The 26904-nt window shown below is 31.0% G+C and carries 24 protein-coding genes; 1 reads left to right on the forward strand and 23 read right to left on the reverse strand.

The window, feature by feature from the left end:
* Nucleotides 1-166: 166 nt before the first annotated feature.
* The 23 genes from ytaF to gshAB all read right to left on the reverse strand — a co-directional run bounded on the left by ytaF (nucleotide 167) and on the right by gshAB (nucleotide 25112).
* The gene (ytaF, locus tag CURI_RS10750) at nucleotides 167-853 is read right to left on the reverse strand and encodes a sporulation membrane protein YtaF (protein WP_338028508.1); all 687 of its coding nucleotides are present in this window, start codon (nucleotides 851-853) and stop codon (nucleotides 167-169) included.
* Nucleotides 843-1679, reverse strand: a complete 837-nt coding sequence (modD, locus tag CURI_RS10755) for a ModD protein (RefSeq protein ID WP_014968290.1) — start codon at nucleotides 1677-1679, stop codon at nucleotides 843-845. The genes ytaF and modD overlap by 11 nt, the downstream gene beginning before the upstream one ends.
* Nucleotides 1680-1703: 24 nt before the next feature.
* On the reverse strand, nucleotides 1704-2624 hold the full coding sequence (locus tag CURI_RS10760) for a muramidase family protein (RefSeq protein ID WP_041701790.1): 921 nt from the start codon (nucleotides 2622-2624) through the stop codon (nucleotides 1704-1706).
* 544 nt (nucleotides 2625-3168) lie between these two features.
* On the reverse strand, nucleotides 3169-4755 hold the full coding sequence (locus CURI_RS10765; RefSeq protein WP_014968292.1) for a glycoside hydrolase family 26 protein: 1587 nt from the start codon (nucleotides 4753-4755) through the stop codon (nucleotides 3169-3171).
* Nucleotides 4756-4848: 93 nt separating this feature from the next.
* On the reverse strand, nucleotides 4849-5904 hold the full coding sequence (corA, locus tag CURI_RS10770; protein WP_041702104.1) for a magnesium/cobalt transporter CorA: 1056 nt from the start codon (nucleotides 5902-5904) through the stop codon (nucleotides 4849-4851).
* Between the two features lie 159 nt (nucleotides 5905-6063).
* Nucleotides 6064-6918, reverse strand: coding sequence for a MetQ/NlpA family ABC transporter substrate-binding protein (locus CURI_RS10775; RefSeq protein ID WP_014968294.1), 855 nt, complete (start codon nucleotides 6916-6918; stop codon nucleotides 6064-6066).
* A gap of 24 nt (nucleotides 6919-6942) precedes the next feature.
* Entirely contained in the window at nucleotides 6943-7611 is a 669-nt protein-coding gene (locus CURI_RS10780; RefSeq protein WP_014968295.1) for a methionine ABC transporter permease, read from the reverse strand.
* Nucleotides 7608-8387, reverse strand: coding sequence for a methionine ABC transporter ATP-binding protein (locus tag CURI_RS10785; RefSeq protein WP_041701791.1), 780 nt, complete (start codon nucleotides 8385-8387; stop codon nucleotides 7608-7610). Before CURI_RS10785 ends, CURI_RS10780 begins: the two co-directional genes overlap by 4 nt.
* 141 nt (nucleotides 8388-8528) lie before the next feature.
* A complete protein-coding gene (locus tag CURI_RS10790; RefSeq protein WP_014968297.1) occupies nucleotides 8529-9827 on the reverse strand; it encodes an O-acetylhomoserine aminocarboxypropyltransferase/cysteine synthase family protein in 1299 nt (432 codons plus the stop codon).
* 103 nt (nucleotides 9828-9930) lie between these two features.
* Complete coding sequence (locus CURI_RS10795) at nucleotides 9931-11247, reverse strand: nitrogenase component 1 (RefSeq protein ID WP_014968298.1); 1317 nt, start codon at nucleotides 11245-11247, stop codon at nucleotides 9931-9933.
* The gene (locus tag CURI_RS10800) at nucleotides 11231-12712 is read right to left on the reverse strand and encodes a nitrogenase component 1 (protein ID WP_014968299.1); all 1482 of its coding nucleotides are present in this window, start codon (nucleotides 12710-12712) and stop codon (nucleotides 11231-11233) included. The genes CURI_RS10795 and CURI_RS10800 overlap by 17 nt, the downstream gene beginning before the upstream one ends.
* A gap of 38 nt (nucleotides 12713-12750) precedes the next feature.
* Nucleotides 12751-13626, reverse strand: coding sequence for a nitrogenase iron protein (gene nifH / locus CURI_RS10805; protein WP_014968300.1), 876 nt, complete (start codon nucleotides 13624-13626; stop codon nucleotides 12751-12753).
* 58 nt (nucleotides 13627-13684) lie between these two features.
* A complete protein-coding gene (locus CURI_RS10810; protein ID WP_014968301.1) occupies nucleotides 13685-14020 on the reverse strand; it encodes a NifB/NifX family molybdenum-iron cluster-binding protein in 336 nt (111 codons plus the stop codon).
* A 15-nt stretch (nucleotides 14021-14035) separates the two neighbouring features.
* The gene (locus CURI_RS10815) at nucleotides 14036-14911 is read right to left on the reverse strand and encodes a radical SAM protein (RefSeq protein WP_014968302.1); all 876 of its coding nucleotides are present in this window, start codon (nucleotides 14909-14911) and stop codon (nucleotides 14036-14038) included.
* A gap of 371 nt (nucleotides 14912-15282) precedes the next feature.
* Nucleotides 15283-16809 (reverse strand): nitrogenase component 1, encoded by a 1527-nt coding sequence (locus tag CURI_RS10820; protein WP_014968303.1) that lies wholly within the window; start codon nucleotides 16807-16809, stop codon nucleotides 15283-15285.
* A gap of 14 nt (nucleotides 16810-16823) precedes the next feature.
* On the reverse strand, nucleotides 16824-18164 hold the full coding sequence (locus tag CURI_RS10825; RefSeq protein ID WP_014968304.1) for a nitrogenase component 1: 1341 nt from the start codon (nucleotides 18162-18164) through the stop codon (nucleotides 16824-16826).
* 40 nt (nucleotides 18165-18204) lie between these two features.
* A complete protein-coding gene (locus CURI_RS10830) occupies nucleotides 18205-18987 on the reverse strand; it encodes an ABC transporter ATP-binding protein (protein ID WP_014968305.1) in 783 nt (260 codons plus the stop codon).
* Complete coding sequence (locus CURI_RS10835; protein WP_014968306.1) at nucleotides 18981-19985, reverse strand: ABC transporter permease; 1005 nt, start codon at nucleotides 19983-19985, stop codon at nucleotides 18981-18983. The genes CURI_RS10830 and CURI_RS10835 overlap by 7 nt, the downstream gene beginning before the upstream one ends.
* A gap of 122 nt (nucleotides 19986-20107) precedes the next feature.
* The gene (locus CURI_RS10840; protein WP_014968307.1) at nucleotides 20108-21163 is read right to left on the reverse strand and encodes an ABC transporter substrate-binding protein; all 1056 of its coding nucleotides are present in this window, start codon (nucleotides 21161-21163) and stop codon (nucleotides 20108-20110) included.
* A gap of 99 nt (nucleotides 21164-21262) precedes the next feature.
* The gene (locus CURI_RS16560; protein ID WP_081580480.1) at nucleotides 21263-21406 is read right to left on the reverse strand and encodes a DUF2292 domain-containing protein; all 144 of its coding nucleotides are present in this window, start codon (nucleotides 21404-21406) and stop codon (nucleotides 21263-21265) included.
* 45 nt (nucleotides 21407-21451) lie between these two features.
* A complete protein-coding gene (locus CURI_RS15665) occupies nucleotides 21452-21577 on the reverse strand; it encodes a DUF2292 domain-containing protein (protein ID WP_187287398.1) in 126 nt (41 codons plus the stop codon).
* Between the two features lie 31 nt (nucleotides 21578-21608).
* Nucleotides 21609-22544, reverse strand: a complete 936-nt coding sequence (gene cysK / locus CURI_RS10845; protein ID WP_014968308.1) for a cysteine synthase A — start codon at nucleotides 22542-22544, stop codon at nucleotides 21609-21611.
* A 228-nt stretch (nucleotides 22545-22772) separates the two neighbouring features.
* Nucleotides 22773-25112 carry a bifunctional glutamate--cysteine ligase GshA/glutathione synthetase GshB gene (gene gshAB, locus CURI_RS10850; protein WP_014968309.1) on the reverse strand — a complete coding sequence of 780 codons (2340 nt, stop codon included), beginning with the start codon at nucleotides 25110-25112 and terminating at the stop codon, nucleotides 22773-22775.
* A gap of 306 nt (nucleotides 25113-25418) precedes the next feature.
* Between gshAB and cls the strand changes: the two genes are divergently transcribed.
* On the forward strand, nucleotides 25419-26867 hold the full coding sequence (gene cls, locus CURI_RS10855; protein WP_014968310.1) for a cardiolipin synthase: 1449 nt from the start codon (nucleotides 25419-25421) through the stop codon (nucleotides 26865-26867).
* Nucleotides 26868-26904: the final 37 nt, after the last annotated feature.

Genomic DNA, 26904 nt, shown 5'->3' on the forward strand with positions numbered 1-26904 from the left:
AATCACTACTCCTATCTATATCCATATAATCACCACCCAAATAAATTATTTAAAATTTATCAAAAAACTAGTGTCTATTAGACACTAGTTTTGCTAACAATATTTTTGATGTTACTGTACTTTTATTATTACATAAGTTTGCTATATTTTCAAACATATAAGAAGCTTATATAAATAGTTCATATAGTCCTAAAAATATAATAACGATTCCAGAAATTAGATCTGCATATTTCCTAAGAGATTTAGATAGATATTTTCTACCAATCTTAACACCTATTATTATGCACAATATACTTAATATAAATGTAAATATTGTAGTTAAATATATATTTATTCCTGTTGCGCTAGCTCCCACACCTAATCCAAAATTATTAAGTGATAATGCAAGACCTAATGTAAAGGCTTCTCTTGTATCTATATATCCAGAGTTATCTTTATCAGCTTTTTGAGGTTTCTTTAGTATTTCTGTATAAGTAATATCTTCATTTTTGATATCTTTAGTTCTTTCTTCTTTATTCTTTAGTGAACTTATTATAATTGATAATCCTATTAAAATAAGAATTATACATCCTATAATACTTAATATTTCAATAGGTATAAATTTTCTTGCAAATAATCCTATAGTCATTGAAACAAAAGTTCCTATACTAGTTATTATAGCTATTAGAATATTACTTTTATAACTTATTTCTATGTCCTTTATTCCATATGCTAATCCTACAGTTAGACCGTCTATATTTGCAGAAAGTGAAAATAAAAATACAGATAGTAGCTGCATATAAACTCCCCCTAAAGGCAACTTTCTATCTGTATTATATTCGTTCTTTATAATTTTGGTTACTTTACACTCTATCTATTTTAGCTGTCATATCTAATGGTTTGCCAAAGTATAAACAAGTTGTAGCTACTGCATCTATTCCTGTACTAGCATATTCTGCTACATTGCTTTCATTTATTCCACCTGCTCCTACTAAAGTTATACTTTCATTTATACTTCTCACTTCTTTTACACATTCTTTAAGTTCAGTTGGACTAAGCTTGTCAAACTGCAGTCCATCTACACCTACTCTAGCTAGCTTTATGGCATCTTCTAAAGTCTCTACTTCTACTATGACCTTCTTCTCACAAGCTTTTCTTTTTATATCAATCATATTCTTTACTACATTGTCTATACCACCATAAAAGTTTAAATGCTGTTCAAATATAAGTATTGTTTCAGATAACCCTAATCTATGTGGGTATGCCCCTCCTGCTAGTATTGACTTTATTGCAAGCTCTTTAGTTCCTGGAAATATCTTTCTTGTAGTAACTATTGATATTTTTTCATTTTCTTTCTGAGCTTTATCTACAAGTCGCTTAGTTCTTGTAGCCATCCCACAGCAATATTCTAAAATATTTAAACATACTTTCCATGCCATGTGAAGATTCCCTACGTTACCTTCACCAACTATTAGTGGCTCTCCTTTTTGAATAATTGAGCCTGTAGGTAAAAATTGTTTTGTGGTAATATTCAGCTTATCAAATATTCTTACTACTTCTTCAGAGCAAGCTAATACTCCATCCTCTCTTGATATAAAGGTTATTTTTCCTTTTTCATTGTTTATATCTAACACTAGAGTTGTTAAGTCTATATATGGTGTATCTTCCTTTATAAGCTTGTCTATAGCTTCATCGCACATATATATCAAAGCTCATTCATCTCCTTAATTTATTCCTGCTGCTATTTTTACACATCTTTGATGATCTGGATTTAGTACAGGATTTCCGTGCCCAAGACTATTTAAAAAGTGTAAATCTATTACACCGTGCATGTCATTTCCTTTAATATAGTCTAAGTTTACTCCTTGTCCATAATCTCCGCTTCTCCAGCTTGTCTCTTGTCCACCAGGTACATTATCATCACCTGCATGAGGCATTGGTGCAAGACTTGCTGCTATTCTTCTTCCGTTAATCTCTACTATTACAGGTCTTCTCTCCCATGAAAAGTTTCCGCCCCATATCTCTTTTATTATAGCTGTATCCTGAGCTGTTAATGCCTCTACATCAGCATGATTAGTACCAACTGATCTATAAAGCATAAAACTTCTTCCAGTATAAAAATCTGTTACTTTAAATTCAGCACCTCTTGGAACTATGTATTGCGCTTCTTTAAACCAATCTAAAGCTTCACCATATTTGTCGTCACTACTATTATATGTCTTATCTATTTTTAATTCGTACCCTGGATTTACCATAGAGTTTTCATTTAAATTATTTAGTGCTAATAAATTATTTAAAGAAATTCCTTCACTATTACTTATTCCTAAAAGACTATCACCTTTTTTTACTATATAGCTATAAACATTACCTTCAGTAGATTCTCCTTTTACTTCCTGACTGCTTGTATCACTTTTAAAATTTGAATTATTGTCCGGAAGTTGTATGCTCTGACCTGGATATATTATAGTACTTTCTCCTGCATTATTAGCTTGCATTAATTGATCTAACTCTATATTAAGTTTCTGACTTATCTTCCAAAAAGAATCTCCTGGTTCCACTTTATAGTTACCAGCAAATGATATACTACACATACCTATAGTTTGTACTATTATGGCGCCTGCCATTATCTTCTTTAGTTTCTTCACTCTCATTCCCCCTAAGTAATTTATTAATTTTCATCAACATGTTTATTATATCATTAGAAAATTACTTTTGACCTTATTTTTTGAATATATAATGGATTTGTAATAATAGAATTATATATGGTAAATTATATTTATTTGTCATTGATAGTAATATATCCTTCTTATTAAAATAATTTATCACCAATTTTTAATTATGATATTCATCTTCTTTCAGAGTTTCTAACTGAAAGTTTTGCTACTGTATTTTTATCAAGTAAATATCATTCAACTTCAATTGATCCTATAGTGATACTTATATCCATCAATAATTGAGAGAGTTTAAGTTCATTAACAGGATCACTCAATTAAGTTTTACTAATTTAAACTAATTGTTGTGCTTCGAATCCATGATCCTATACTGTTAACTATGTACTATCAACTTAAGTTGATGTCTTAGTTTATTTATTTAGTGTGTATTGTATCTATATAAGAAAAACCTCTGTAAGATGTAATATCTTATAGAGGTTTTTCTTATGCATATCTATTGACTCATTAAGTCATATTTTTATTTATATTCCTTTAGTCTGTTTTTAAAAGTATCTAACATAGCTTCTGATTGATCTAGTCTATATATTCTTGCCGGGTTTTTATCTGGATCCCAGTCTATTCCATTCCACCATATAGCGACTTTTATTCTATCATATTTTTTCATAGTATCAAACATTTCATTTATCCATGCTATCTTATCGCCACCTACAGAGTTTGAACCAAATTCTGTTATCATAAGTGGTTGTTCGAATAGTCCAACATATTCATCATATAGAGGATCATAGATTTCTTTAAATCCTCTCCATGTTTCACCTGGATAATAAGTTCCAGCGTTATATCCTGTAAGTCCTACTATATCCACATACTCATCTCCTGGATAGTAGTTTAGATAATGATTCCAATTGAAGTTTGGAAAAGATCCGTCATGAGGATTCCATACCCAAAGTGCATTATCCACTCCATTCTTCTCAAATATGCTATATACATACTTCCATGTTTCCTTAAAAATTTCTGTATCTTTAGAGAAATGATAACTTGAATATAAACACCAGTCTCCATTCATCTCATTATTAAATCTAAATAGTACAGGATGACCAAAAGACTTTATATCTCTTGCATACTTATTTAAATAATCATCATATTTTCCTTTTAATATATCATATTGTACAGATGAATTATCTCTATCATCGTTATATATAGTTTGCAGTGTCAACTCTACGAATTTATTCTCAGAGTACGCCATTTTGAGTTCTTCGAGTGGAACATCTGCAGTATTTGAGAGACTTTGATATCTAACTAAAAAGTCTAACTCATAATCTATTCTATTTTCAAGTTGATTTAAAAAGTCCATATTAGACTTTGTTGTATATTCAAATATTCCCCATTTTAGTTTATCGCTTTGTAAGAAATATTTATTGTAAAAGTCTTCAGTTTCTTTGTTAAACTTTCTATTATTTTGCTTAAAAGTAGTATTAATTTTTGGAGTTGCCTTCTTCTCAATTAAATTAAAACTATTTATAATATCCATATAGCTCTCATAGTTTGGAAACGGAGTTGATGATTTCATAAATATTGTATATACTTCTTTATCATTTTTTTCAATCTCAACACATACATAGTAGTTCTTGTCATTTTCTACTCTATCTAGTTTATCTCTACTCCATTTTAAAACATGAACTTTCCTACCTCTAATTTTTAGATGAGATTCATATTCTTTTTTATGATCTTTTGTGTTTTTCATAAATCCATTGCTGTAGTTTATATATGCTTGTGATGTTGCTGGAGTATTATAAAAACTATCATAGAAAACTTCTATAGTCATATCTTTGTTAGACATAGTAGTCTTCACTTCTGAAAGTTTTGTGTCTACATTCATGTTATTAGGGTATTTCATTGCAAATCCTTTTCCATAGTCATATATCATGTTATAATTCTCGTCTAAAGGCTTTATCTTTGTGAAATCATCATCAGATGTGAAATTTTCACTTTCAACTATGGATCCATTTTTTATATAAGTATCCCCATATTCATCTGCACAAGCTGTCATAGAACTACTAGAAATAATGATAGCTAAAAGTAATCCCATTATTTTCTTTTTCCTCATTATATATCCTCCATTACGTAAAAGTAGTATATTATCCATAAGTTCAATAATAGCACATTAATTATTGAACTTATATTACAATTATATATCTTTTTAGATCCAATTTCTATTTTTAAAATATTTGTATAGAAACAATATATTTGCTAAACATATAAGCCAAAATATTGGATACGACCATTTAAAGTTTAGCTCTGGCATATATCTAAAGTTCATTCCATAAATGCCTGTTAGAAATGTTAGTGGAATAAATATAGTCGAAAATACGGTCAATGTAGTCATTATTTGATTCATTCTATTACTAGTATTAGACAAGTATATATCAAACATTCCTAGAATCATTTCTCTATAAATCCCTATGAACTCCATTATTTGAATTAGATGATCACTTATATATTTAAAATAGTCTTTTGTACCATCTTTTATACTAGATTCTTCTTTGATCATACTATATATTATGTTTTCTAGGGGCCATATGGATGTTTTTAATATAAGCATATCTTTTCTTATCTTATATATTTCCTGTAACTGTTCTTTCTTAGAGCTATTTACTATGCTATCTTCTATATTTTCTATCTTTTCTTCTATGCTTCCTAGCAATGTAAAATATTCATCTACTACTGTATCTACTAAGCAATATAATAAATAATCTACTCCTTTTTTTCTTATTAAACCTTTATTTTCTTCTACCATATACTTGACAGCGTCAAACACATTATTATCAAATTCCTGAAAGCTCACTAATATATTATCAAATAAAATAAATGACACTTGTTCTTGTTTAACCTTCATTTCACTCTTATCGTAAAAAAACACTTTTAATATTAAAATCAAATAGTCATCATAAAATTCTACTTTGGGTCTCCCACCTACATTCAACACATCCTCTAATACTCGTGAACTAATATTTAATTTTTCTCCTATTCTTTTAATAGTTTCAACATTGTTCAAACCACATATACTTATCCATTTAAGATCATTGTTATTATATAGACTCAAGTCATCTATTGAACTTATTTTTATTTGTTTTGACTGTTCTTGATTATATTTTATTAATTCGATACTCATTTCTTCAGAAGTATTAAATCCAGTATATATTATTGAACCTCTAGGTTGTCCTACCTTGTTAAGACTCTTTTTTAATTGACTCATATATTTCATGCCTTTCTTGAAATATTTTCAACTTAATTCCACTTTATAATAGCATTAATTTGTATTATACCAGATATAACACAAATAGAAAGACTACTTGTAATAAATTTTTCAAGTAGTCTTTCTATTTACTCTATATATTTTAAAATAGTCTTGTAACTAAAATGATGCTACCACTGCAACTCTATATTTTTCTTGAATAAATTCCTTAACATCTTGAGTTGTTAAGTGCTTTATCAAAGTTTTTATTTCCTCTCTATTCTCATCGCCTTCTCTTACTACTACAACATTGCCATATGGTGAGTTTCCGTCTTCTCTAAATAAGGCTGTCTCGGGATCTATTTTTGCTTCTAAAATTCTATTTGTATTTATTATTGCACCATCTACATCCGGTAGTACTCTGACTAATTGACCTGAGTCTACTTCAACAAACTCTAATTTCTTAGGATTTTCTACTATATCTTTTGGAGTAGCATTATAGTCTTCTATATCTTTTCTTAATTTTATTAGCCCTTTTGACTCCAGTAATACTAATGCTCTATATTCATTAGATGGATCATTAGTAATGGCTATTTTAGATCCCTCTTTAATCTCGTCTATATTTTTTATCTTATTAGAGTAAAGTCCTATTGGTTCAACATGTATATTCCCTGCAACAACAAATTTATATCCTTTTTCTTTCGATACAGATTCTAGATATGGAACGTGTTGAAAATAATTGGCATCTATTTGCTTTTCATCAAGCGCCGGGTTTAGCTGATTTGAATCGTCAAATGTAACTATTTCAAGATTTATTCCATCCTCTTTTAGCTTTGGTTTAACAAACTCTAGTATTTCTGCATGAGGAACTAAATCGGCAGCTACTTTAATAGTTATTTCTTTTTTTGAATCTGAGTTTGCATTTGAACCTACATTATCTGACTCTGTTGTTGTACTTTTCGAACATCCAAAAAGTCCTCCTATTATTAATGTACATGTCATAAGTATAGATAACAACTTTGACTTTTTATTCATTTTTTTATCCCTCCTGCTAAATTTTCATTTAATTTTATATCTTTTTTTATCTATTCTTTTAGCTAGAAAGTCTCCTATAAATTGAACCAGATACACTAGTATTACTAGAAGTATAACAGTTCCTGCTAATATGTCTGTTCTATATCTATGATATCCGAACCTTATAGCAACACTTCCTAGTCCTCCAGCACCTATACTTCCAGCTATAGCTGTAAGACCAATAATCCCTATTATTCCAATAGTAACTCCTCTAAAGAGTGATGATAATGCTTCAGGTATAAGAACTTTCAATATAATTTGTCTAGGGCTTGCTCCCATTGCTAGCGCTGCTTCTATCTTTCCATATTCTACTTCTTTCAAGCTAGTTTCTATTATTCTAGCTATAAAAGGGGCTGATCCTATAGATAGCGACACTATAGCAGCATTAGCTCCTATAGTTGTTCCTATTATAAGCCTCGCAACTGGTAATAATATAATGATAAGTATTACTTGAGGTAGTGACCTTATAAAATTTATTATTCCAGATAATATGCTATTTAGTTTAGGTAATGGATATATATTATTTTTTTCAGTAACCACAAGAGCTGTTCCTAGTGGTAATCCTATTATGATTGCTATAATACTTGTTATTACTAACATATATAAAGTATCAACCAATCCTTTAGTTAGTACTTCATATATTTCAGTATTCATATTCCATCACCTGCTGAGTATGCCAGTCTTCCTTGAAAACTATTTATTATATTTATAAACCTTTTAGCTGTATCACTTTTAGGATTTAGAAATATAGAATCTGTTGTTCCTTTTTCAACTATTCTTCCCTGTTCAAGAACAGCCATATTGTTTGCCGCATATCTTAAAACATCTAGTTCATGTGTTATAAGAACTATAGTTAGATTTAAACTTTTATTAATGTTTTTTAAAAGTTCAAGTATTGATGACGTTGTTTGAGGATCTAGAGAAGACGTTGCCTCGTCACTTAAAAGCACATCTGGCTTATTTGCAAGTGCTCTTGCTATGCCTACTCTTTGTTTTTGTCCTCCACTTAATTGCATGGGATATGAGTCTCTCTTGTCTCCAAGCTCTACAAGATCAAGTATCTCATCAACTCTATTTTTTATAAACTTTTTATTACATCCTGAAATCTCTAAGGGAAAGGCTATATTTTCAAAAACTGTTCTAGAGTCAAAGAGATTAAAGTGTTGAAATATCATTCCTATCTTTTTTCTAGTTTCTTTTAGTTCCTCTTTATTCATTAATGTTATATCTTTCCCTCCAATAATAATACCTCCACTATCAGGCTCTTCTAATCTATTTATGCATCTAACTAAAGTCGATTTTCCAGCACCACTAAATCCAATTACTCCAAATATATCGCCTTTGCCTATTGTAAGGTTTATATCTTTTAAAACTTCTATCTTGTCATATGGAGTTATAAAACTTTTACTTAAATTTCTAATCTCTATCACTTTCACCACTCCAATACTAGTCAAACTATGTATCATTTTTATCTTGCCAAAAGTAAAATAGCTAAGTAGTAACTTTAATAGCTATCATAAGACGAGCTTTTCAGTTATTACTTAGCCTCCAGTTTTCTGGTCAACCAAATATCAATATATTTTAAATGCTTGATCTAAGTCATTAATTAAATCCTCCACATCTTCTATCCCAATTGAAAGTCTTATAGTTTCAGGTGATATTTCTGCACTCCTTAACTCTTTTAAATTCAGTTCTCCATGAGTAACTTTTGGAGGATTAATTATTAAAGATTTAGCATCACCTATATTAGCTTGATAGCTAAATAATTTTAAAGACTTTATAAATTTATTTAGTTGCTCTTCTGAACCTTTTATTCCAAATGATAAAATTGAGCCTGCCCCTTTTGGTAAATATTTATCAGATAGTTCCTTATATGGACTAGAGCTAGCAAAAGGGTGTTTAACCCATAAAACTGCTTCATTTCGCTCTAAATATTTTATTATTTTTTCAGTATTTGAGACTTGCTTTTTAACTCTTTCTGATAATGTTTCTAGTCCTAATAGAAGAAGATATGCATCAAAAGGACTTAACACGGCTCCAAAGTAAGCAAGATAATTCAGTCTAATCTTAGCTGTAAACGGAAAGTCTGGTAATGATTCTACAAAACTTCTTTCTTTATCATTACTATCTCTTAGTAGATGATGACGTTCTGTAAATTGTGGGAATTTTCCATTTGCCCAGTTAAAATTTCCACCTTCAACAATCAATCCAGCTATCGCATTCCCGTGACCACTTATTGATTTTGTAGCTGAGTATATAACTATATCAGCACCATACTTTATTGGATTTAGCAGATAAGGTGTAGCAACAGTATTATCTACAATTAATGGGATATTATTTTCATGTGCGACTTTTGCTATAGCTTCAATATCAGCAACAATTGTACTTGGATTACTTATACTTTCTATAAATATAGCTTTTGTATCATCCTTTATTAACTTCCTAAACTCTTCAGTATCATTTGGATTATTCACTTTATCAATCTTAACTCCAAACTTAGGATATAACTTGTTAAAAGCGTCTAGAGTTCCCCCGTATAATTGCTGAGTAGTTATTATCCTTCCTCCACCTTCAGCAACATTAAATAAAGTGAGTGTAACCGCTGCCATGCCTGATCCAACCCCAATAGCTGCAGTGCCACCATCCAAGGCAGCTATCCTTTGCTCTAACACCTGTACAGTTGGATTGCCAATTCTTGAATATAAATGTCCAGGCTCTTCAAATGCTCTTAGTCTTTCAAATCTCTCAATATCTCCCAGTTCATATGATGCTGTTTGATAAATAGGAACAGATGAAGCATAGTTATGTTCTTTAGGATCATATCCTCCTCTGACTTTAATTGTGTCAAATCCAAGACTTAATTCTGACATTGACCAACACCCCTTATTTATACTTAATTTTCAGACCTAATACTGATATTAATTATATTTATAGATATACAAAATCTTCATCCAAATAAATACAATCTACTTTCTATCTATAAGTATTTAGTGCTATATCGTATATATCCTCAATAACTCTGAGTCCTCCATTATATCCAGCATATCCACAATTTAGAATAAGCCTGTATGCAACAGGTGCACTTATAATAAGAAGATCACCTTTAATATTTTGTGCAAGATCTCTTTCCCATCCACTACCTAATATTAATGCTCTATTCTTTTGCTTATCTTTACTTATTTCTTCTTGTATAATCCCTCCATCAACTGAGAATTGAACATCAGCTGATCTATGTTCTGATATTTTATTAAATAATTCCCTTATACTTTCTCTATACTTTTCAGGAGTATCATCAATAATATATTGTTTTGCTGGTATAATTCCTAGTTCATTTAAAAGAAATTTAGAGAAACCAATTGCATAATTTGCATCTAAAATAGTATAGAATCTTCGAGGAAGACCGTATCTAAATTCAAGCATAAAGTCTGCTGTTCTTTCTATATGTGCGTAAAACTTCTCCTCTTCTTTTTTAATAAAACCTTCTACTTTTTCTTTATCAATATTTCCGAATTCTGCAACTTGCCTTAGAAATTCTGATGTTGTCTTACCTCCTATAGGAAGATATGAGAAGTGAAAATATGGAGTATTATACTTCTCCTTAAGATGTTCTGCAATCTCTAGTCCTGCCCATGTGCTGACTACTATATTAAATTCAGCATTCGGTATAGTCTTCCATTCATTTATTCCTTCTGACTCAAGGCCAAAAAGTATATTAACCTTTAAACCTATACCTTCAAGTATTCTTTTTATTTCTTCAAGATTTCCATTCCAATATTGGTCTTGATATGGTATAGATGCAAAAACATTTACTAATCCTTTTTCAACCTCTTCATTTACTTTATATTTATCAACATATTGATCAATTATTGCATTTACAACAACACTATGACTAACATAATTATTACTTTTAAATCCCCCTGTTTCGACATATACTATAGGTCTATCTTGCTTTTGGTAATCAGATGTAACACTTCCAATATCATCTCCTACGATATCAGATGTACAGCCTGTAAGTACTACATAAAGATCACCATCTATTACTTTAAAAGCTCCATCTATTACGTTTCTAAGTTTTCCTTCTCCCCCAAAAACAACTTCACTTTCGCTAGTATTTGTACATGGTATTGTATTTCCACCAGCATAGCCTTCACCCTGACCTATAAGTGCACTTATTTTTCCACTACATCCTGGCCCTGCATGAACAATAGGAACAGCTCTTTTTATAGCTACAACAGTTTGTTGCGCTCCTAAAGCACATGAATATCTAGGTTGCTCAATAAACTTCGACATGTGCATCACCTCCAAGGAATGTAAACGGATCTTGTTCCAACCACCACTTCGTATAAGGCATAGAACTATGTTTTGCTAGATTAGTTACAAATTCTTTATTATCAAGAGTCTCAATTATTCTCTCTGCATAATTTAATACTCCTTGATATCCAAAGCCAAACTGTTCATCACCTATTAATAGTGTTGGTACTCCAAGCTTTGCTCCCCAAACAGTCATACCACCATGTCTTGCAATCATTATGTCTGGCCTTACTCTATTGAGTATATTTACAAGTTCATAAGCTTGCTTATTACATACGTTATAGTTCTTAACATCTCCGTAGGTATTAACAGTATGAGATAGTGCATCCGAAGTATTATCTCCGTTATCATAAACTGGATCATGATGAAATATAGCTGCGCCTTGTACTTCAAGCCCTAGTTCTCTTAATAATGCAATGATGGCGTGACCATGAGCAGCTCCAGCAGTTATATATGCTGTCTTTCCTGCTAACTTCTGTCTAAATTCATTAATTTTAGGTGTAATTCTCTCATGCTCTTCTTTTATTATTTCTTCTACTTCGTGTTCTCTATCAAGCACTTTTCCCAATTCTCTAAGCCATGAATCTGTTCCCTTTATTCCATAAGCAGGTGGTGATTTAATTTCTGGAACTCCATATATTTGTTCAAGAGCTGCTCCTAAATATGTTCCTAAAGTAGGACATATTTGAATTGTAGCCGCTGCTTCTGAAATATATTCTAAGTCAGCAACTGTAGAAAATGGTACAATATATTCCGCCTTATATCCCAACCTCTCCAAAAGTTCATCAAATATATGACTTCCCCAGAAGTTAACAATATTTACTTTGTTAGTTTTATTCCTAGGTTGTTTCACTATCTTCCTAACTATAGAATGATATGCAGAATCAAATCCTGTCGTCCATAACTTTGACTTAAACCCTTCACAGAAGCATGAAACTACTGGTATTCCTAGTTCTTCCGTCAAATCATTTGCTACACCTTCAACATCGTCTCCTATTATTCCTGATGCACAAGAGGTTGTAATGAATATTGCATTTGGCTTAACCCTTTCATATGCAGCCCTAACTGTATCTTCTAACTTTCTAATCGCTCCAAACACTGTATCACTTTCTTCAATATTAGTATTAAAATATCTTCCTATTGAAGGCTGAAGGTTTCTTTCCATTTGACCTACTCTATATACAAAATTAAAGTTAAAAAAGTCACCTGCACAGCCTATAGGACCATGATTTATTACAACAGCATCTTTTATCATTGAAAGCTGACAAAATGCATTTCCAGAGCTACATCCCATGCACTGACTAAACTTCCTTGCACAATCTTTTAACTTACCTGAGTGGGAACATTTGACTAGTTCATCTGCTGTTCCTTTAAAGCCCGTAATAGATCCAAGACGTGCTTCTCGAATTCTTACTTGTGGAACTTTTATATTAATTTCTGACACAAATACACCCCCTAGTTAGACACACGTACCGTAGACCCCTATATAGCTGAAGCTTCACCTTTAACTGTTCCTGTTTCTAAGGCAAGTAAATGGTCTCCCCATTTTGACGCCCATTCTTTTAGCTCCTCTACACTTAAAGGAGATGGTACTTTTGAATCTGTGTGTCCTGCGACTCTTTCTGCAAGTTCTCTATATACTTTTGCTTGCTCTGAATCTGGAGCTGCTTCTATAGTAGTTTTGCCTTGTAGTTCACTTTGTGTGACTGTAACTGACCTTGGCACATACTGCATTATTTGTGTATTTGTTTTTAAAACAAAGTCATCTATAATTTCTTTAGAGTATGGCTGATTTATTGAATTTGCTATAACACCGCCAAGTAAAGCTCCCCCTGAATTTGAATATTTTTGAATCCCTTTAAAAAGATTGTTTGCAGCGTATACCGCCATGAAGTCAGCAGATGAAACAGTAAACACATGATCTGCAATGCCTTCACGAATTGGAACTGCAAATCCACCACATACAACATCTCCCAGTACATCGTATATAACATAGTCTAAATCAAGTTCTTCAAATATTTTTTGTTGTTTAAATAGTTCAACGGCAGTAATAATACCCCTACCAGCACAGCCAACCCCAGGTGCTGGGCCTCCCGCCTCTACACAGTAGATTCCATTGAATCCTTCAAAAATTACCTCGTGCACATCAACTTTACTTTTTTCCCTAAGAGTATCTAAGACTGTTGGAATATAAGTCCCATCTCTTAATGTATTAGTTGAATCAGCCTTAGGATCACATCCAAATTGCATTACTTTATATCCCATAGTGCTTAAAGCTGCACTTATATTTGAAGTTGTTGTTGATTTACCTATTCCTCCTTTTCCGTAGATTGCTATTTGTTTTAGTTTTTTACTCAATTACTTCACCTCATTAATATATTTTTTGTTTGGCTATATTTAAAATTTTCTACTTATCTTACTGATAATATTGATCCGCTATCTTATTTAAAGAGTCATGAATAAAGTCATATACTCTATAAGCTTTTATCCTATTATTAACTAGTTCATTCTCTGCACCTAATCCTATTGCGCTTACGAGCACTATTTCACAATCTGAAATTAACTTTATTGATTCTAAAAGTCTATTTTGATCGTGACCTCTTAACTCGCATAGTGGCTGTATTTCTCTAACACCTATGTATTCTAGTGTTTTATCTTTATGAATATTGTATATATAAAATTTATTTGCTTTACCGAAATGTTGGTTTACAACTTTACCATCTTTACTTGCAACTGCTACTCTTATTGACATCTCATTTCACTCCTTTTAACCGTGAGAAAAAGTTTCTAATTGTAACGGTCTATCATATAGTAGCTTTGATAAATCCCTACTTTTTCCAGGAATCCCACATGCATCAGCCCTGCACTGTTTACAATGCTTAAATGCTGGTAAATGTTGCTCAGCTTTTATTCTTGCTAATCCCAGTTGATCACAATTTGGTGCAGGATAGTTTATCATTTCATTTTGAGGTATAAGAGGTATAACATTTATTATTGAAGCTCCTAATTTTTTAGTAGTCTTTGCTATTTCCTCTACGTGAATATCATTTATTCCTGGTATTAGGACTGTATTTATCTTTACAATAGTTCCTAAGTCACTTATTTTCTTTATTCCTTCTAGCTGATTTGATATTAATATCTCAGCACCATCTTTTCCTATAACTTTTTTACCTTCATAAAGGATACTTGAGCATATATGCTTTAATATTTCTGGATTAACTGCATTTATAGTGACAGTTATTGTTTTTACACCTGATTCTACTATTCGCTCTGCCTTTTCACTGAGTTTTAATCCATTAGTACTTAAGCATTTAATTAGATTAGGATGCTTTCTATTTATCAGTTGAAATGTATCTAATGCATGGTCTGTAGCAAGTGTATCTCCTGGTCCTGCTATTCCTACTACAGTAATATCTGGACATAAGTCTAGTGCTTTATCCACTATATTTACAGATTCTTCAGGTGTTATTATAGATCTACTAACCCCTGGTCTATTTTCACATTTGTTAAAACTTCTTTTGCAAAATTTACACTGAATATTACAAGATGGACTTACAGGAAGATGTATTCTTCCATATTTAACATGTGCTTCTCCACTAAAGCAAGGATGTTTTTTTACCAAATGATCAAACTTATAAGTCATTTTGCACCTCCTAAAATAAAAAAGGCTAAGTAACCAATCTCAAAGCTTATTTAAAGTAAATTTTGAGATTGGTTACTTAGCCTCCAGTTTTCTGGTCAACTAATTTTTAATACCAAGTATTCTTATCATTATTATATGTTTTATGTTGTAAACATATAATATAACTTAAGATATATTTTGTCAATCTTTTTTATAGTTAACTTTTATTCTTTTCTTATGCCTAGTTTAACTTTGTGCCTCTACATCTATGATTCCTTTCTATACTACAAAGTTTACAGAAATATCCGATGAACCGTCTAGTTTCCATAAATATCTTCAATTTTAGTTATATATATCATCCACTTTATCTTTAAAGTTCCATCTATATTTCTTTAAAAAGCTCCTGACAAAGCTTCAGATAATATCTCTTCTGGCTCTTCTATATATAGGAATGGATTTTCTTTGTACCATTCTTCAAAGTAAGGTGGTTTAATATTTTCAGTTATATTCTTATTAAATATAGTATTTTTGAGTACTCTATTTAATCTTCTTATAATTTCAAAAGATCCTGAATATCCCATATAATTATAGGTCTGACCGAATATAGGAAGTATAGGTACTCCGTGTTTAGCCGCCCATACATTTCCACCAGTATGTCCTATATATATATCAGGCTTCAATCTTTCAATAATATTTGATTGCTCAAAAGGCTGACCTGTAGCTGCATTAAATATTATTTTATTTTTATCACCTTCTAATCCTTCTATAAGTTCATTTGCAAAATGATCATAGTGATAACCTCTCATACCAATAATCTTTATATCTAAAAATTCTAATAATTCTGCCGTCGCTAATACCCGTATTTCTCCCCCTGCTAAAAGAGCTGTTCTTCCACTTAAAGATTTTCTAAAAGGTTCTAAAGCTTCTTTAAGAGCTTTATTTTCTGACTCTATAACACCTTCAGCCTCTTTTTCTAGCCCGAAGAATTCAGCTATATCTCTAATCCATCTATTGGTATTTTTAATTCCAATAGGTATAGTTTTTAATATAAATGGAATATCATACTTGGACTTTAAATGCTCTACAAAGTAGTCATCGTGAGTAGCACATATGCTCACATTTAATGCTGCATCTAACATATCTTGAAAATCATCTGGATGAGAATAGCAAGGTAATACCCTTACCTCAAGTCCCAATTTTTCTAAAAGTCTTATTAATTCAGTTTCATCTAGCTTGCTCATAGAAGACACATTAAGTAAATTTATTGTACGATTTTCTTTTATGTTTTTTTCTCTTATAGCCTTTTCATCTTTAGGTTTTTCCTTTTCATAAACTAGATTTCTTAATATCCCATGGAAAACAGCATCATATGCACTAGCCATTATTTTAGTTTTAAATCCTTCACAGTGAACTGGCACAATTTTAGCTGTAACTTCATTTTGTACTTCTGTTAATATTCCATCAATATCATCCCCAATTAAAGCTGGAACACAACTGTTTACTACGATTATACTTTCTGGAGAAAATTCTTTTTCAACGTATAAAACTGCATCCTTTAGTTTTTTTTCTCCCCCACTTATTACATCTGTCTCATTTAAGTTTGTATTGACCCATATTAATCCTCTAGAATTACTATCTCTAAGTTTTTGATAGTTCGTAGTTATTCCTGCAACAGATGTATTTCCACTCCCGCACCCTATTGGTGAGTGAACTATGACTACTGAGTCTCTTATGGTGTTCAAAGTAGCAAGACTTAAATTTAATTGACATCCTTGAGTTTGATAAAATGTTCTTTTGCTGTTATTGAGGCACCCTTTCTTTGACTTTTCCAAAAGACTAGAACAGCATCCTCCAAAACTATTACACGCTCCCAACCTATCCTCACGAACAGGTGGAGTTTTTGATTTTATATAATCCATTTACTTCTACCCCCTTATCTCTTTTCTACAAGAATTCCAAACAAATCTTCCACAAGACTTAATGCTCCTCTATATCCAGCATATCCTTTATCTAGTACTACTCTATTCGAAATAGGATATGTTACACTTAAATGTGGAGCATCTATTCTTTTAGCTAGATCTTTTTCAAAAGAGCTTCCTATAACAAAGGCTGGGCTAAATGAATCATAGTATATACTTTCCTTATTATTAGGCCATATATCATTTAAGTGCTTTTCTATACTAGACGTATTTGTATCAAAAATCACATTAGGTTTAAATCCCGATTCATATTGTTCAAATCTTTTTAACACTAACTCTTTATCCTTCTCTTCTAACTCATCTGTTATAACTACTAGTTCTGGTAACCATCCTAAATCGTCAGCTAAAAATCTAGCTAGAGCTTGAGTATAATTTGAATCACCTACAACTACTGAATATCTTTGAAGATCTATATCGTTATAAATATCTACTATTCTTTCAATATAGTTATAATAATTTTTCTTTTCTTCTCTTATTATGTTTTCAACTAAACACTCTGGAACTTCTAATACTTTTCCAATTTCTCTTAAAAATTTATTAGTACTTTTTTCTCCTATTGGAAATTGAGTTGTTACAAATGGTACTCCATGTACCTCCTCAAATACTTTAGCTGCATCTATTCCAAAGATATCAGATACAACTATATTTAACTTTGATCTTGATGATTTTTTCAAATCTTCAATCGTTTCTCCCTCTCCAAAAAAAGTATTTAGTTTATACCCCAACTTTTCAAACAGTTCTTTCAGTATTCTTAAGTTCCCTTGCCAAAAAACATCTTGAATAGGCACTATACCTAATAAATTTATAGTTTTTTCTTCTTTTTCATCTGTCTTTTCAACAAAATCTCTAAAGAGCGTCTCTAGTACTAAATCATAGCCTTTGTAAGAATTACCTTTAAACCCTCCTGTTTCTGCAAATAAAACAGGTACACGATGGTCAGAGAACTCTTTAGTCACACTCCTACTATCATCTCCTATCATATCTACCATACAAGCTGTAAGAACTACATATAAGTCACCATCGACTATTTTAAGTGTGTTTTCTATCTGTTCTCTTAGTCTATTTTCTCCACCAAAAACTATATCTCTCTCAATCACATTTGTGCTTGGTAAAGCTTGACCTGAGCAGTATCCACTCCCAACATATCCTGCCCCAAAGTTTATGGCACTTGAAAGATTACCTCCACATCCTGCAGCTGCATGCATTATAGGAACAACTTTAGGTAGTGCTCTAATAGTTCCTAATGCCCCTCCTAAAGCACATGAATATCTTGGCCTATCTATAAAATCACTCATGTAAATCCCCCCTATATTATGTCTTATGAATATCTTTGAATTATATATAGTAACTTAGATGATTTTCTTTTGCGAAATGAAGTAATTCAAGTATCTTAGAGCGTATTCTAATAAAATCAGGATGATTTCTATTTCTAGGACGTCCTATTTTAACATCTATGATCTCTTGTATTTTTCCTGGTCTTGGAGTCATTATGACTATCCTGTCACTTAAGTATATTGCCTCATCTACATCATGCGTGACAAGTATCATAGTAGTTTTATGTTCATCTAGTATTCTTAATATCTCATCTTGCATATCCATTCTAGTGAATGCATCTAGAGCTCCTAATGGTTCATCTAAAAGCAATACCTTAGGCTTATTTATGAGTGCTCTAGCTAATGATACACGCTGTGCCATTCCTCCGGATAAGTGGTGAGGATATGTGTTTTGAAATCCATCTAGTCCTATTAAATCTATTATCTTATCTACTTCTTTTTCACTATCTTTGTTGTATATTTTTCTAGCTTTTAGTCCTAAAGCTATATTGTCTCTTACAGTGAGCCAAGGATACAATGTCGGATCTTGAAATACGAGTCCTCTTAAATGACTTGGTCCTTTTATTTCTTCTCCATCTATGGTTAGTGAGCCTAATGTTGGTGTATCTAATCCTGTAACTAGTCTAAGTAAAGTGGATTTTCCACATCCACTTGCTCCGACTAAAGATACAAACTCTCCTGGTTTTATATGAAGATTTATTCCTTTTAAAGCATTTACTTCTCCCTCTCCGTCTAAACTTTCATAGACTTTAGATATATCTTTTATTTGTATTTCTCCTACCATTTTATAACCCCTTTCTGCCACGATAGAGCTCTACTTCTAATTTTAAATAGAAGAGTAATAATACTAGAAAAAGTTATTAGTATAATTAATATACTTGCATATACTTTGTCATACTCAGCCCATCCTGTAGCCCAAGAAATGTACCATCCAAGTCCTGCTTCTACTCCTAGCATCTCTGCTACCATTAGCGTGACACAAGAAACTGTCATTCCCTGAAAAAGTCCTAAAAATATATTAGGAAGAGCTGCTGGTATCGCAACTTTTAAAATTAGAAACTTCTCATTTCCTCCTAATGTCTTTGCTACTTCGAAATAGGCATTTCTTACGTTTGAAATTCCTGATGAAGTCATAAGAGTAACTGGAAACCATACTGCAAGAAATATTAAGAATGCACTTCCATATATACCTGTTGGAAAAAGTAGCATTATAAGAGGAATCCATGTAACTGCTGGTATAGGTCCTATTGCTTTCATAAATGGATTAATCCAATAGTACGCCCATTTATACCATCCCATAAGTACTCCTGTTATAAGACCTACTATTGCCCCTGAAATATACCCTACTGCTAAAAGTCTTAAAGAATGAAGTACACTAACTGCTAGGACTTCCCTATCGTTTATAATTGCATTTAAAATTCTATCTGGCCATGGAAAATAAGGAAGAGGAAGAAATCCTGTCTTAAGTGTTAGTATGTCAAGTCCAATGAGTAACAGGGTTACAGCAAGTAAAATTGGTGCTTTATCTATTACATTTTCCTTTGATTTTTTGTTGTTTCTTGATATAAACAAGATTCCTATATATATAAGTCCTATAATCCAAAGTAATATTGGATATACATTTGTAGTATTAAGATCACTACGATAACTAGGCAAAAAATAATATACGATATTATTTATCAAAATTCCTATTAAAGGTAATATAGCTTTTATTTTATGTGTTTTTCTTTCTTTAATTTCACCTGTAGTTGTTTCCTCTTTTAAGTATGTGACTGCTTTCACTTCTCCACCCGCCTTCTTATATTTTTGTACTTCATTATACTTTCTACATCTATATTAAATCTTCCAGTAATGAAGCTGTAGAAAGTATAACCTATATTTAAAACTTGAATTTTTTAATTTTACTACTCCACGTTTTCAAGTTTTCTAAAAATCTTTTCTGTTTCTTTGTCTATATCTATGTTTTTATCAAATAAGTCCAATTGTTTAAGTTCATCTATTGAAATTTTAACTGCATCTTTTCCGCCCTGAATACTTGGTATATAATTATAAGAATTTATTAGTTCAAGATTGTATTGATAATCCCCATTAACATATTTCTTATCAACCATTATCTTTGCTGTTTCCTCTTTGTTCTCATTTACCCACTTGGCACCTTTTAGAACGGCTCTAGTTATAGCCTCTGCAACTTCAGGCTCTTCCCTTACTATAGGTCCTCTAATTGAAAGTAAGCAGCAGTATTCTTCTTTATAATCCTGGTCATGAGTACTTGATCTTATACGATCTACCTTTCCATCTTTATACCATTGTAGTCCTACTTGATCTCCAACTATAGCTGCTTGTATTTCGCCTTTTTCAAGAGCTGTGATAAGTTGCTGAGCCGGATAGTCTTTCCATTTATAGTCTTTTATATCAAGACCATCTCTTAATATACTTCTATATCCAAAGTTCATACCACCTCCACCTATGCCTCCTGTAACTCCAATAGTTTTACCTTTTAGTTCTTCAAATCCCTTTATATCAGAACCTTTAGGTACAACTGCTGATGTACATCCTGTATGAATCCCCAGTGTAAAGTTTATATCCAATCCACTTTGTATAGGTTTCAACCATTGAACAACTAGCCCATCACTAACGTCTACTCTCCCAGTTGCAAGTCCATCTCTTAATACAGGATAATCTCCTTTCAGTAACTCTACATCTAATCCTTCTTCTTTGAAATATCCTTTTTCATAAGCCATTATTAGTGGTGATTGACATATACCGCCATTCTGACCTACTACTATTTTTCTATTTTCCAACTTCTTTACTTTTTCAACTTTAGTTTCTTTACTAGTTGTTGATACGTCTTTATTCGTAGATACATCTACTTTATTACTATCGCTGCATCCAGCCAATGTAAAAATAGCGCTTGTAGCGACTAATACAGCCATAGTTCTTTTTACCTTTTTCATAGCCATTTCTATTTCCCCCTTATTAATAAATTTTTGTACAAAAAAGAGACTTCAATATCACATAATTTAACTAGTGATATTGAAGCCTCTGTTTTTACAGTCAGCTTACTTTACTCTTACTTTTTCATTTCTTTCTATTTGTACTATTTTTCCCTCTTGTATTATGGCCGTCACTGAGCCATATTTAACTGTATTTATTATCTTTCCAAGTTTACTTAAGCTTTCTTCAGAAGATTCTTTTTCTAAAATTTTTTATTATTTGCCAATTCTATACCCTCCAAAGAATATGAGTCTTTAACAAAGATAATCTCCAAGTAAGTATTTTTCACTCATATTAAACTGTACTATATGATTATCTTGCTTGATTATAGTGAGATATCCATTCCTAATGGTGTTTAAATATTTTCCCAATGCAGACATCTGCATTCCCCCTTATTTAAAAAATCTCATATTAATCTTCTTTAAAAAGTACAGTTGATAAATATCTTTCTCCAGTATCAGGAAGTATAACTACGATATTTTTTCCTTTGTTTTCTGGTCTTTTTGCAATTTGAGTAGCTGCATGAATTGCCGCTCCTGAAGATATACCTACTAGTAATCCTTCGTGTTTTGCAATCTCTCTAGAAGCTTCGAAAGCTTCTTCATTTTTAACTTGATATACTTCATCTATTACAGAAGCATTATATATATCTGGAACAAAACCTGCTCCTAAACCTTGAATCTTATGTGATCCTGGTTCTCCACCTGAAAGTACTGGTGAATCTGCCGGCTCTACAGCTATAACTTTTATGTCAGGATTTTTAGCTTTTAAAGTTTCTCCAACCCCTGTAACTGTTCCTCCAGTTCCTACTCCTGCTATAAATATATCAACGTTTCCATCTGTGTCTCTCCATATTTCTTCCGCCGTTGTTTTTCTGTGTATCTCAGGATTAGCTGGATTTTTAAATTGTTGAAGTATTATTGAATTAGGTGTTTCAATAGATAGTTCTTCTGCTTTAGCTATTGCACCTTTCATACCTTCACTTCCTGGTGTAAGCACAAGTTCTGCACCTAGTGCTTGAAGTAAATTTCTACGCTCAATACTCATTGTATCTGGCATAGTTAATATTAATTTATATCCTTTAGCAGCTGCTACGAATGCTAAAGCAATTCCTGTATTCCCACTAGTTGGTTCTATGATAACTGATCCTTCTTTTAATAATCCTTTATCTTCAGCATCTTTTACCATTGCATATCCTATTCTATCTTTTACACTACTAGCAGGATTAAAGTACTCTAACTTTGCTATCAGAGCTGCTTCTATTCCCTTCTTGCTATTATAGTTTGATAATTCTAGAAGTGGTGTATTTCCTATTAAATCAGTAAGATTTTTTGCTATTTTTGACATGTTATCTCCCCCTATAAATTTATATATTTTAATTTTTGTTATTATATAATTCATATCTATTTACTTGGTATTGTATTGTTAATATTAATATATACTTTAATCTAATAAAAGTCAACCTTTTATTTCTTAAAATAAATATATAAAAAACTTATTTAAATAAGCTTTTTATATATTTTATCTTTTAATCTTAATATAATTATTCAACTTTATATTATGATATACATTTATTTACATGTTTAATAAATCCAATATTTTATCTCCTAGCTTTCTATTCTTACCTTTGTATGGATAACAGTGTATATGAATAGCTGGATTAAAGTTGAGCTCTATTATTCCATAATTGTCTTCAGTAGGCTTCTCTTTTATATTCTCAATCATCATATCTACCCCACATATTAGTGCACCTACCGCTTTAGCAGACTTTATTGCTATTTCTTTATACTCATCTAGAATATCATCTGTAAAATCTATGCTATCTCCACCTGTACTTATATTTGAGTTCTCTCTTATATAAATTACTTCATCTTTTAAGGGAACGTAGTCAAAGTTTTTACCCTGAGACTCTAGAAACATTTCTTCAGCTTCTCCAAGATTTATTTTTTCTAGTGGAGTTGTATATCCTTTCCCTCTAAGAAAGTCCTTATTTTTTTCTTTTACTAATTCTGTTATAGTTCTTTTTCCATCACCCATAACATTAGCTGGTACTCTATTAAGTACACCTTCCACATTTTCACCTATTACTATAAATCTATACTCTTTTCCTTCTATAAACTCCTCTACTAAAACAGAACTATCATTTTCAAATGCTATGTCCACTGCTCTCTCATAGCTTTCTTTAGTAAACTTATCTTTAAATATAGTTATTCCTATACCGAAGTTGGTTGACTTAGGTTTTATAACTATTTTTTTTCCTTGAAAAAGTTCAAAATCTTCTTTGGCCTTGAAAGCATCTGTGTAGTCTTTACCAGCAGGAACTCTGATTCCTTCTTTATCTAGTACTTTTTTAGTAACAACTTTGTTCTCCATAACCATAACAGTACTATAAGTATCTAGACTTGTTTTGGTAGCTTGTTTTATATATTCTTTCTTCTCACCATTATCTAATAATATAAAGTTATCTAGTCTATCTAGAATCTCATAATTAATTCCTTTCTTTATAGCATCTTTTAGTAGTATCTGAGTAGACAATTCTAGATCTTCATATCCTTTTAGTCTAAATTCATCTTTTTTACTTTCTTCCAAGTACTCTTTAGCCTTATTTAAGTGAAAACTTACATATTTTTTATTTTCCGACTCTTTCAATACTTTGTATGCTATTGTTTCTTCTGGATTTTTAACTTTCTTAATGGAATTATCTATAATCTGATTCAAGAATTCTTCTTTTTGACCTATGATATCAATTAATTTTCTTACTTCATTTAATATATCCTCACCTAACTTATATAGAGGAACTTTTTTATCTAAACGTTCATAAATCTCTAAATTTTTCTTAAGTCCTAATCCTACTGCTATTTCATGATTCTTATATGCAACTTTTTGACTTTCTTCTCCAAACTCTTCATCTTCTTTTATAAGACTATACAGAATAAATAAATGAATTAAATAAAGCGTTTCTAAGTCTATTCCATTTTTATTAAATGGATTTAAATCTATATATCTTATTTCTAAATAACTTATTCCATCAGATAAGAGAGAATTTAATAAATCCTTATTGTCTTTAGCTCTAAGTCTTACAGTGCTATAAAACTCTCTTGGATCACTTATTTCGCCATCTTCCACTAGTCCTTTTATGGTTTTAACATAGTTTTCAACATTATCATATGGAATAATATAATCTTTTTTATTCTTATATCCGTATATTCCATTTCTAAAAGACACATTATCCTTTAAAAAATAATTTTCTCCATCGTTACTTTCCATAGTATTAATACATCTCTCATCATGAGTATTATGTACTATTGGACTTGCTCCCGTAAGATACATAGCTAACCATCTATATTGCAACAAGCCTTTAGTTACTTTAAGATATACTTTATTCTTAAAGTCCTTAAAGCTAGTATTCTTTCCAAACTCATCATATAATTTTTTTAAGAGTTTATCACTAAATGAAAAGTTGTAGTGTATTCCTGATATAAGTTGATTCTTCTTGCCATATTTTTTTGATAGGGTTTCCCTATACTCTTTCTCACCTGTGTCTAATGGTCCAAAATCCGCTATAGGTATATCCTTTTCATCTACTAATACAGAAGGACTACTTTGAGGCCAAAGTAGCTCTCCGTCTAATTCCAAGCTAACTATATTTTGAAGATTCTCCAAAAAATTATAAGACTCCTCTAGTGTTCTAAAGGCTGGTGTAATCATTTCTACTTGACTTTCAGAAAAATCAGTTTTTATATATAAATTTTTTATTTTTTGTCCAAATTGTTTAGGGTGTGGTGTCAATGCTAATTTTCCATCATATCCGACCCTCAAATTCTCTTTTTCTAATCCAAATCTTCCTATTAACAACTCTTTCTTTAAATTATTATCTTGAATAAACTTAACAATTTTTTTATCTAGAATCTTCACCTTATGCCCTCCATAAAAATTTTCAGTATAGTTTATACCATGTCTAGCCAAATATGCATTTGTCTTTATACCCATAAAATCTTATTTCTATGCACCTTACATAATATCATTTTATTATTTTTTTACACTTTCATATATTTTTTCATATTATATATCACATAATAAGTTATATCAATATCTTTTAAATAGTTTAATCAGTATGGTTTGTATTTATTATAAGTTTATTTTTATGCTTGTGTACACTATAATTATTAACTATAATCATAATTAAGTATAATTACTTTAATACTTCAAAGGAGAATTTATATGAGTATACTTTCTTTTCTACTTTTAATACTTGTAATCTTAAATATAGCTTCTGCGTTAATTTTAATATTTCTTGAGAGAAAAGACCCCGCTGCTACTTGGGCTTGGTTAATGGTATTAACTTTAATTCCTGTTCTTGGTTTTGTTCTTTATCTTCTTTTAGGTCAAAACCTAAGAAGACAAAAAATATTTGATACAAAAACTAAAGACGATAAAATTGTCCATAAAATTGTTATTAGTCAGCTCGAAGATCTTCAAAATTGTGAATCTGATTATACCAATTGTAACTATGATTTAAATCATCAGGATACTATTAAGATGCATTTAATAGGTAGCCAATCTGTTTTTTCCCGAAATAATGATGTGACAATTTTTACTGATGGAAAAGATAAGTTTAATCAATTAATCACTGATATTGAAAATGCTGAAGACCATATTCATATATTATATTATATAATAAAAAATGATGATTTAAGTAACATAGTATTAAATGCATTAATAAAAAAGGCTAGACAAGGTGTTAAGGTTAGACTTCTATATGACAGTTTAGGAAGTAGAAGTATATCAAAGAAATTGCTTAAAGAACTTAAAGAAGCTGGTGGAAGCTCTGTATCCTTCTTTCCATCAAAAATACCTTATCTTAGTCTAAGAATAAACTATAGGAATCACAGAAAGTTAGCAATCATTGACGGTAAGTGTGGATATATAGGAGGATTTAATATTGGAAATGAATATCTTGGTCTCGACAAAAAGTTTGGATACTGGAGAGATAACCACCTTAAAATAGTTGGTGATTCTGTTCGTTCTATTCAAATGAGGTTTTTACTAGATTGGAGTCATGCTTCTCAGGAAAAAATAGAGTACAGAAAAAGATATTATCCTAATTTAGATGTAAAAGGCGATACTGGTATTCAGATAGTTTCTAGTGGTCCAGACTCTGAAGAAATGTATATTAAAAATGGATATCTTAAGATGATTAACTCTGCTAAAAAAAATATTTATATCCAAACTCCTTACTTTGTTCCAGATGAAAGCTTTTTAGAAGGTCTAAAAATCGCTTCTTTATCTGGTGTAGATGTAAATATAATGATTCCAGCTAAACCTGATCATCCTTTTGTCCACTGGGCAAGTTACTCTTATATAGGTGACTTACTAAGATCTGGAGTTAAAGCATATGCCTATGAAGATGGCTTTCTACATGCTAAGACAGTAATTATTGATGAAGAAGTTGCCTCAGTAGGAACTGCTAATATAGATATAAGAAGCTTTAAACTTAACTTTGAAGTAAATGCTTTCGTATATGATAAGTCTGTTGCTTCAAGTCTAACAAATTTTTTCAAAGAAGATCTTAAGGTTTGTGATGAAATTACATTAGAAAAATATAATGCTCGCTCAAACATAGTTAAAATAAAAGAATCTATTTCTAGGCTGCTGTCACCCATACTATAATTTATAAAATTACTCTTCCTGGACATAATAAGTTTAA

This window comes from Gottschalkia acidurici 9a, from assembly GCF_000299355.1.
Classification (GTDB): domain Bacteria; phylum Bacillota; class Clostridia; order Tissierellales; family Gottschalkiaceae; genus Gottschalkia; species Gottschalkia acidurici.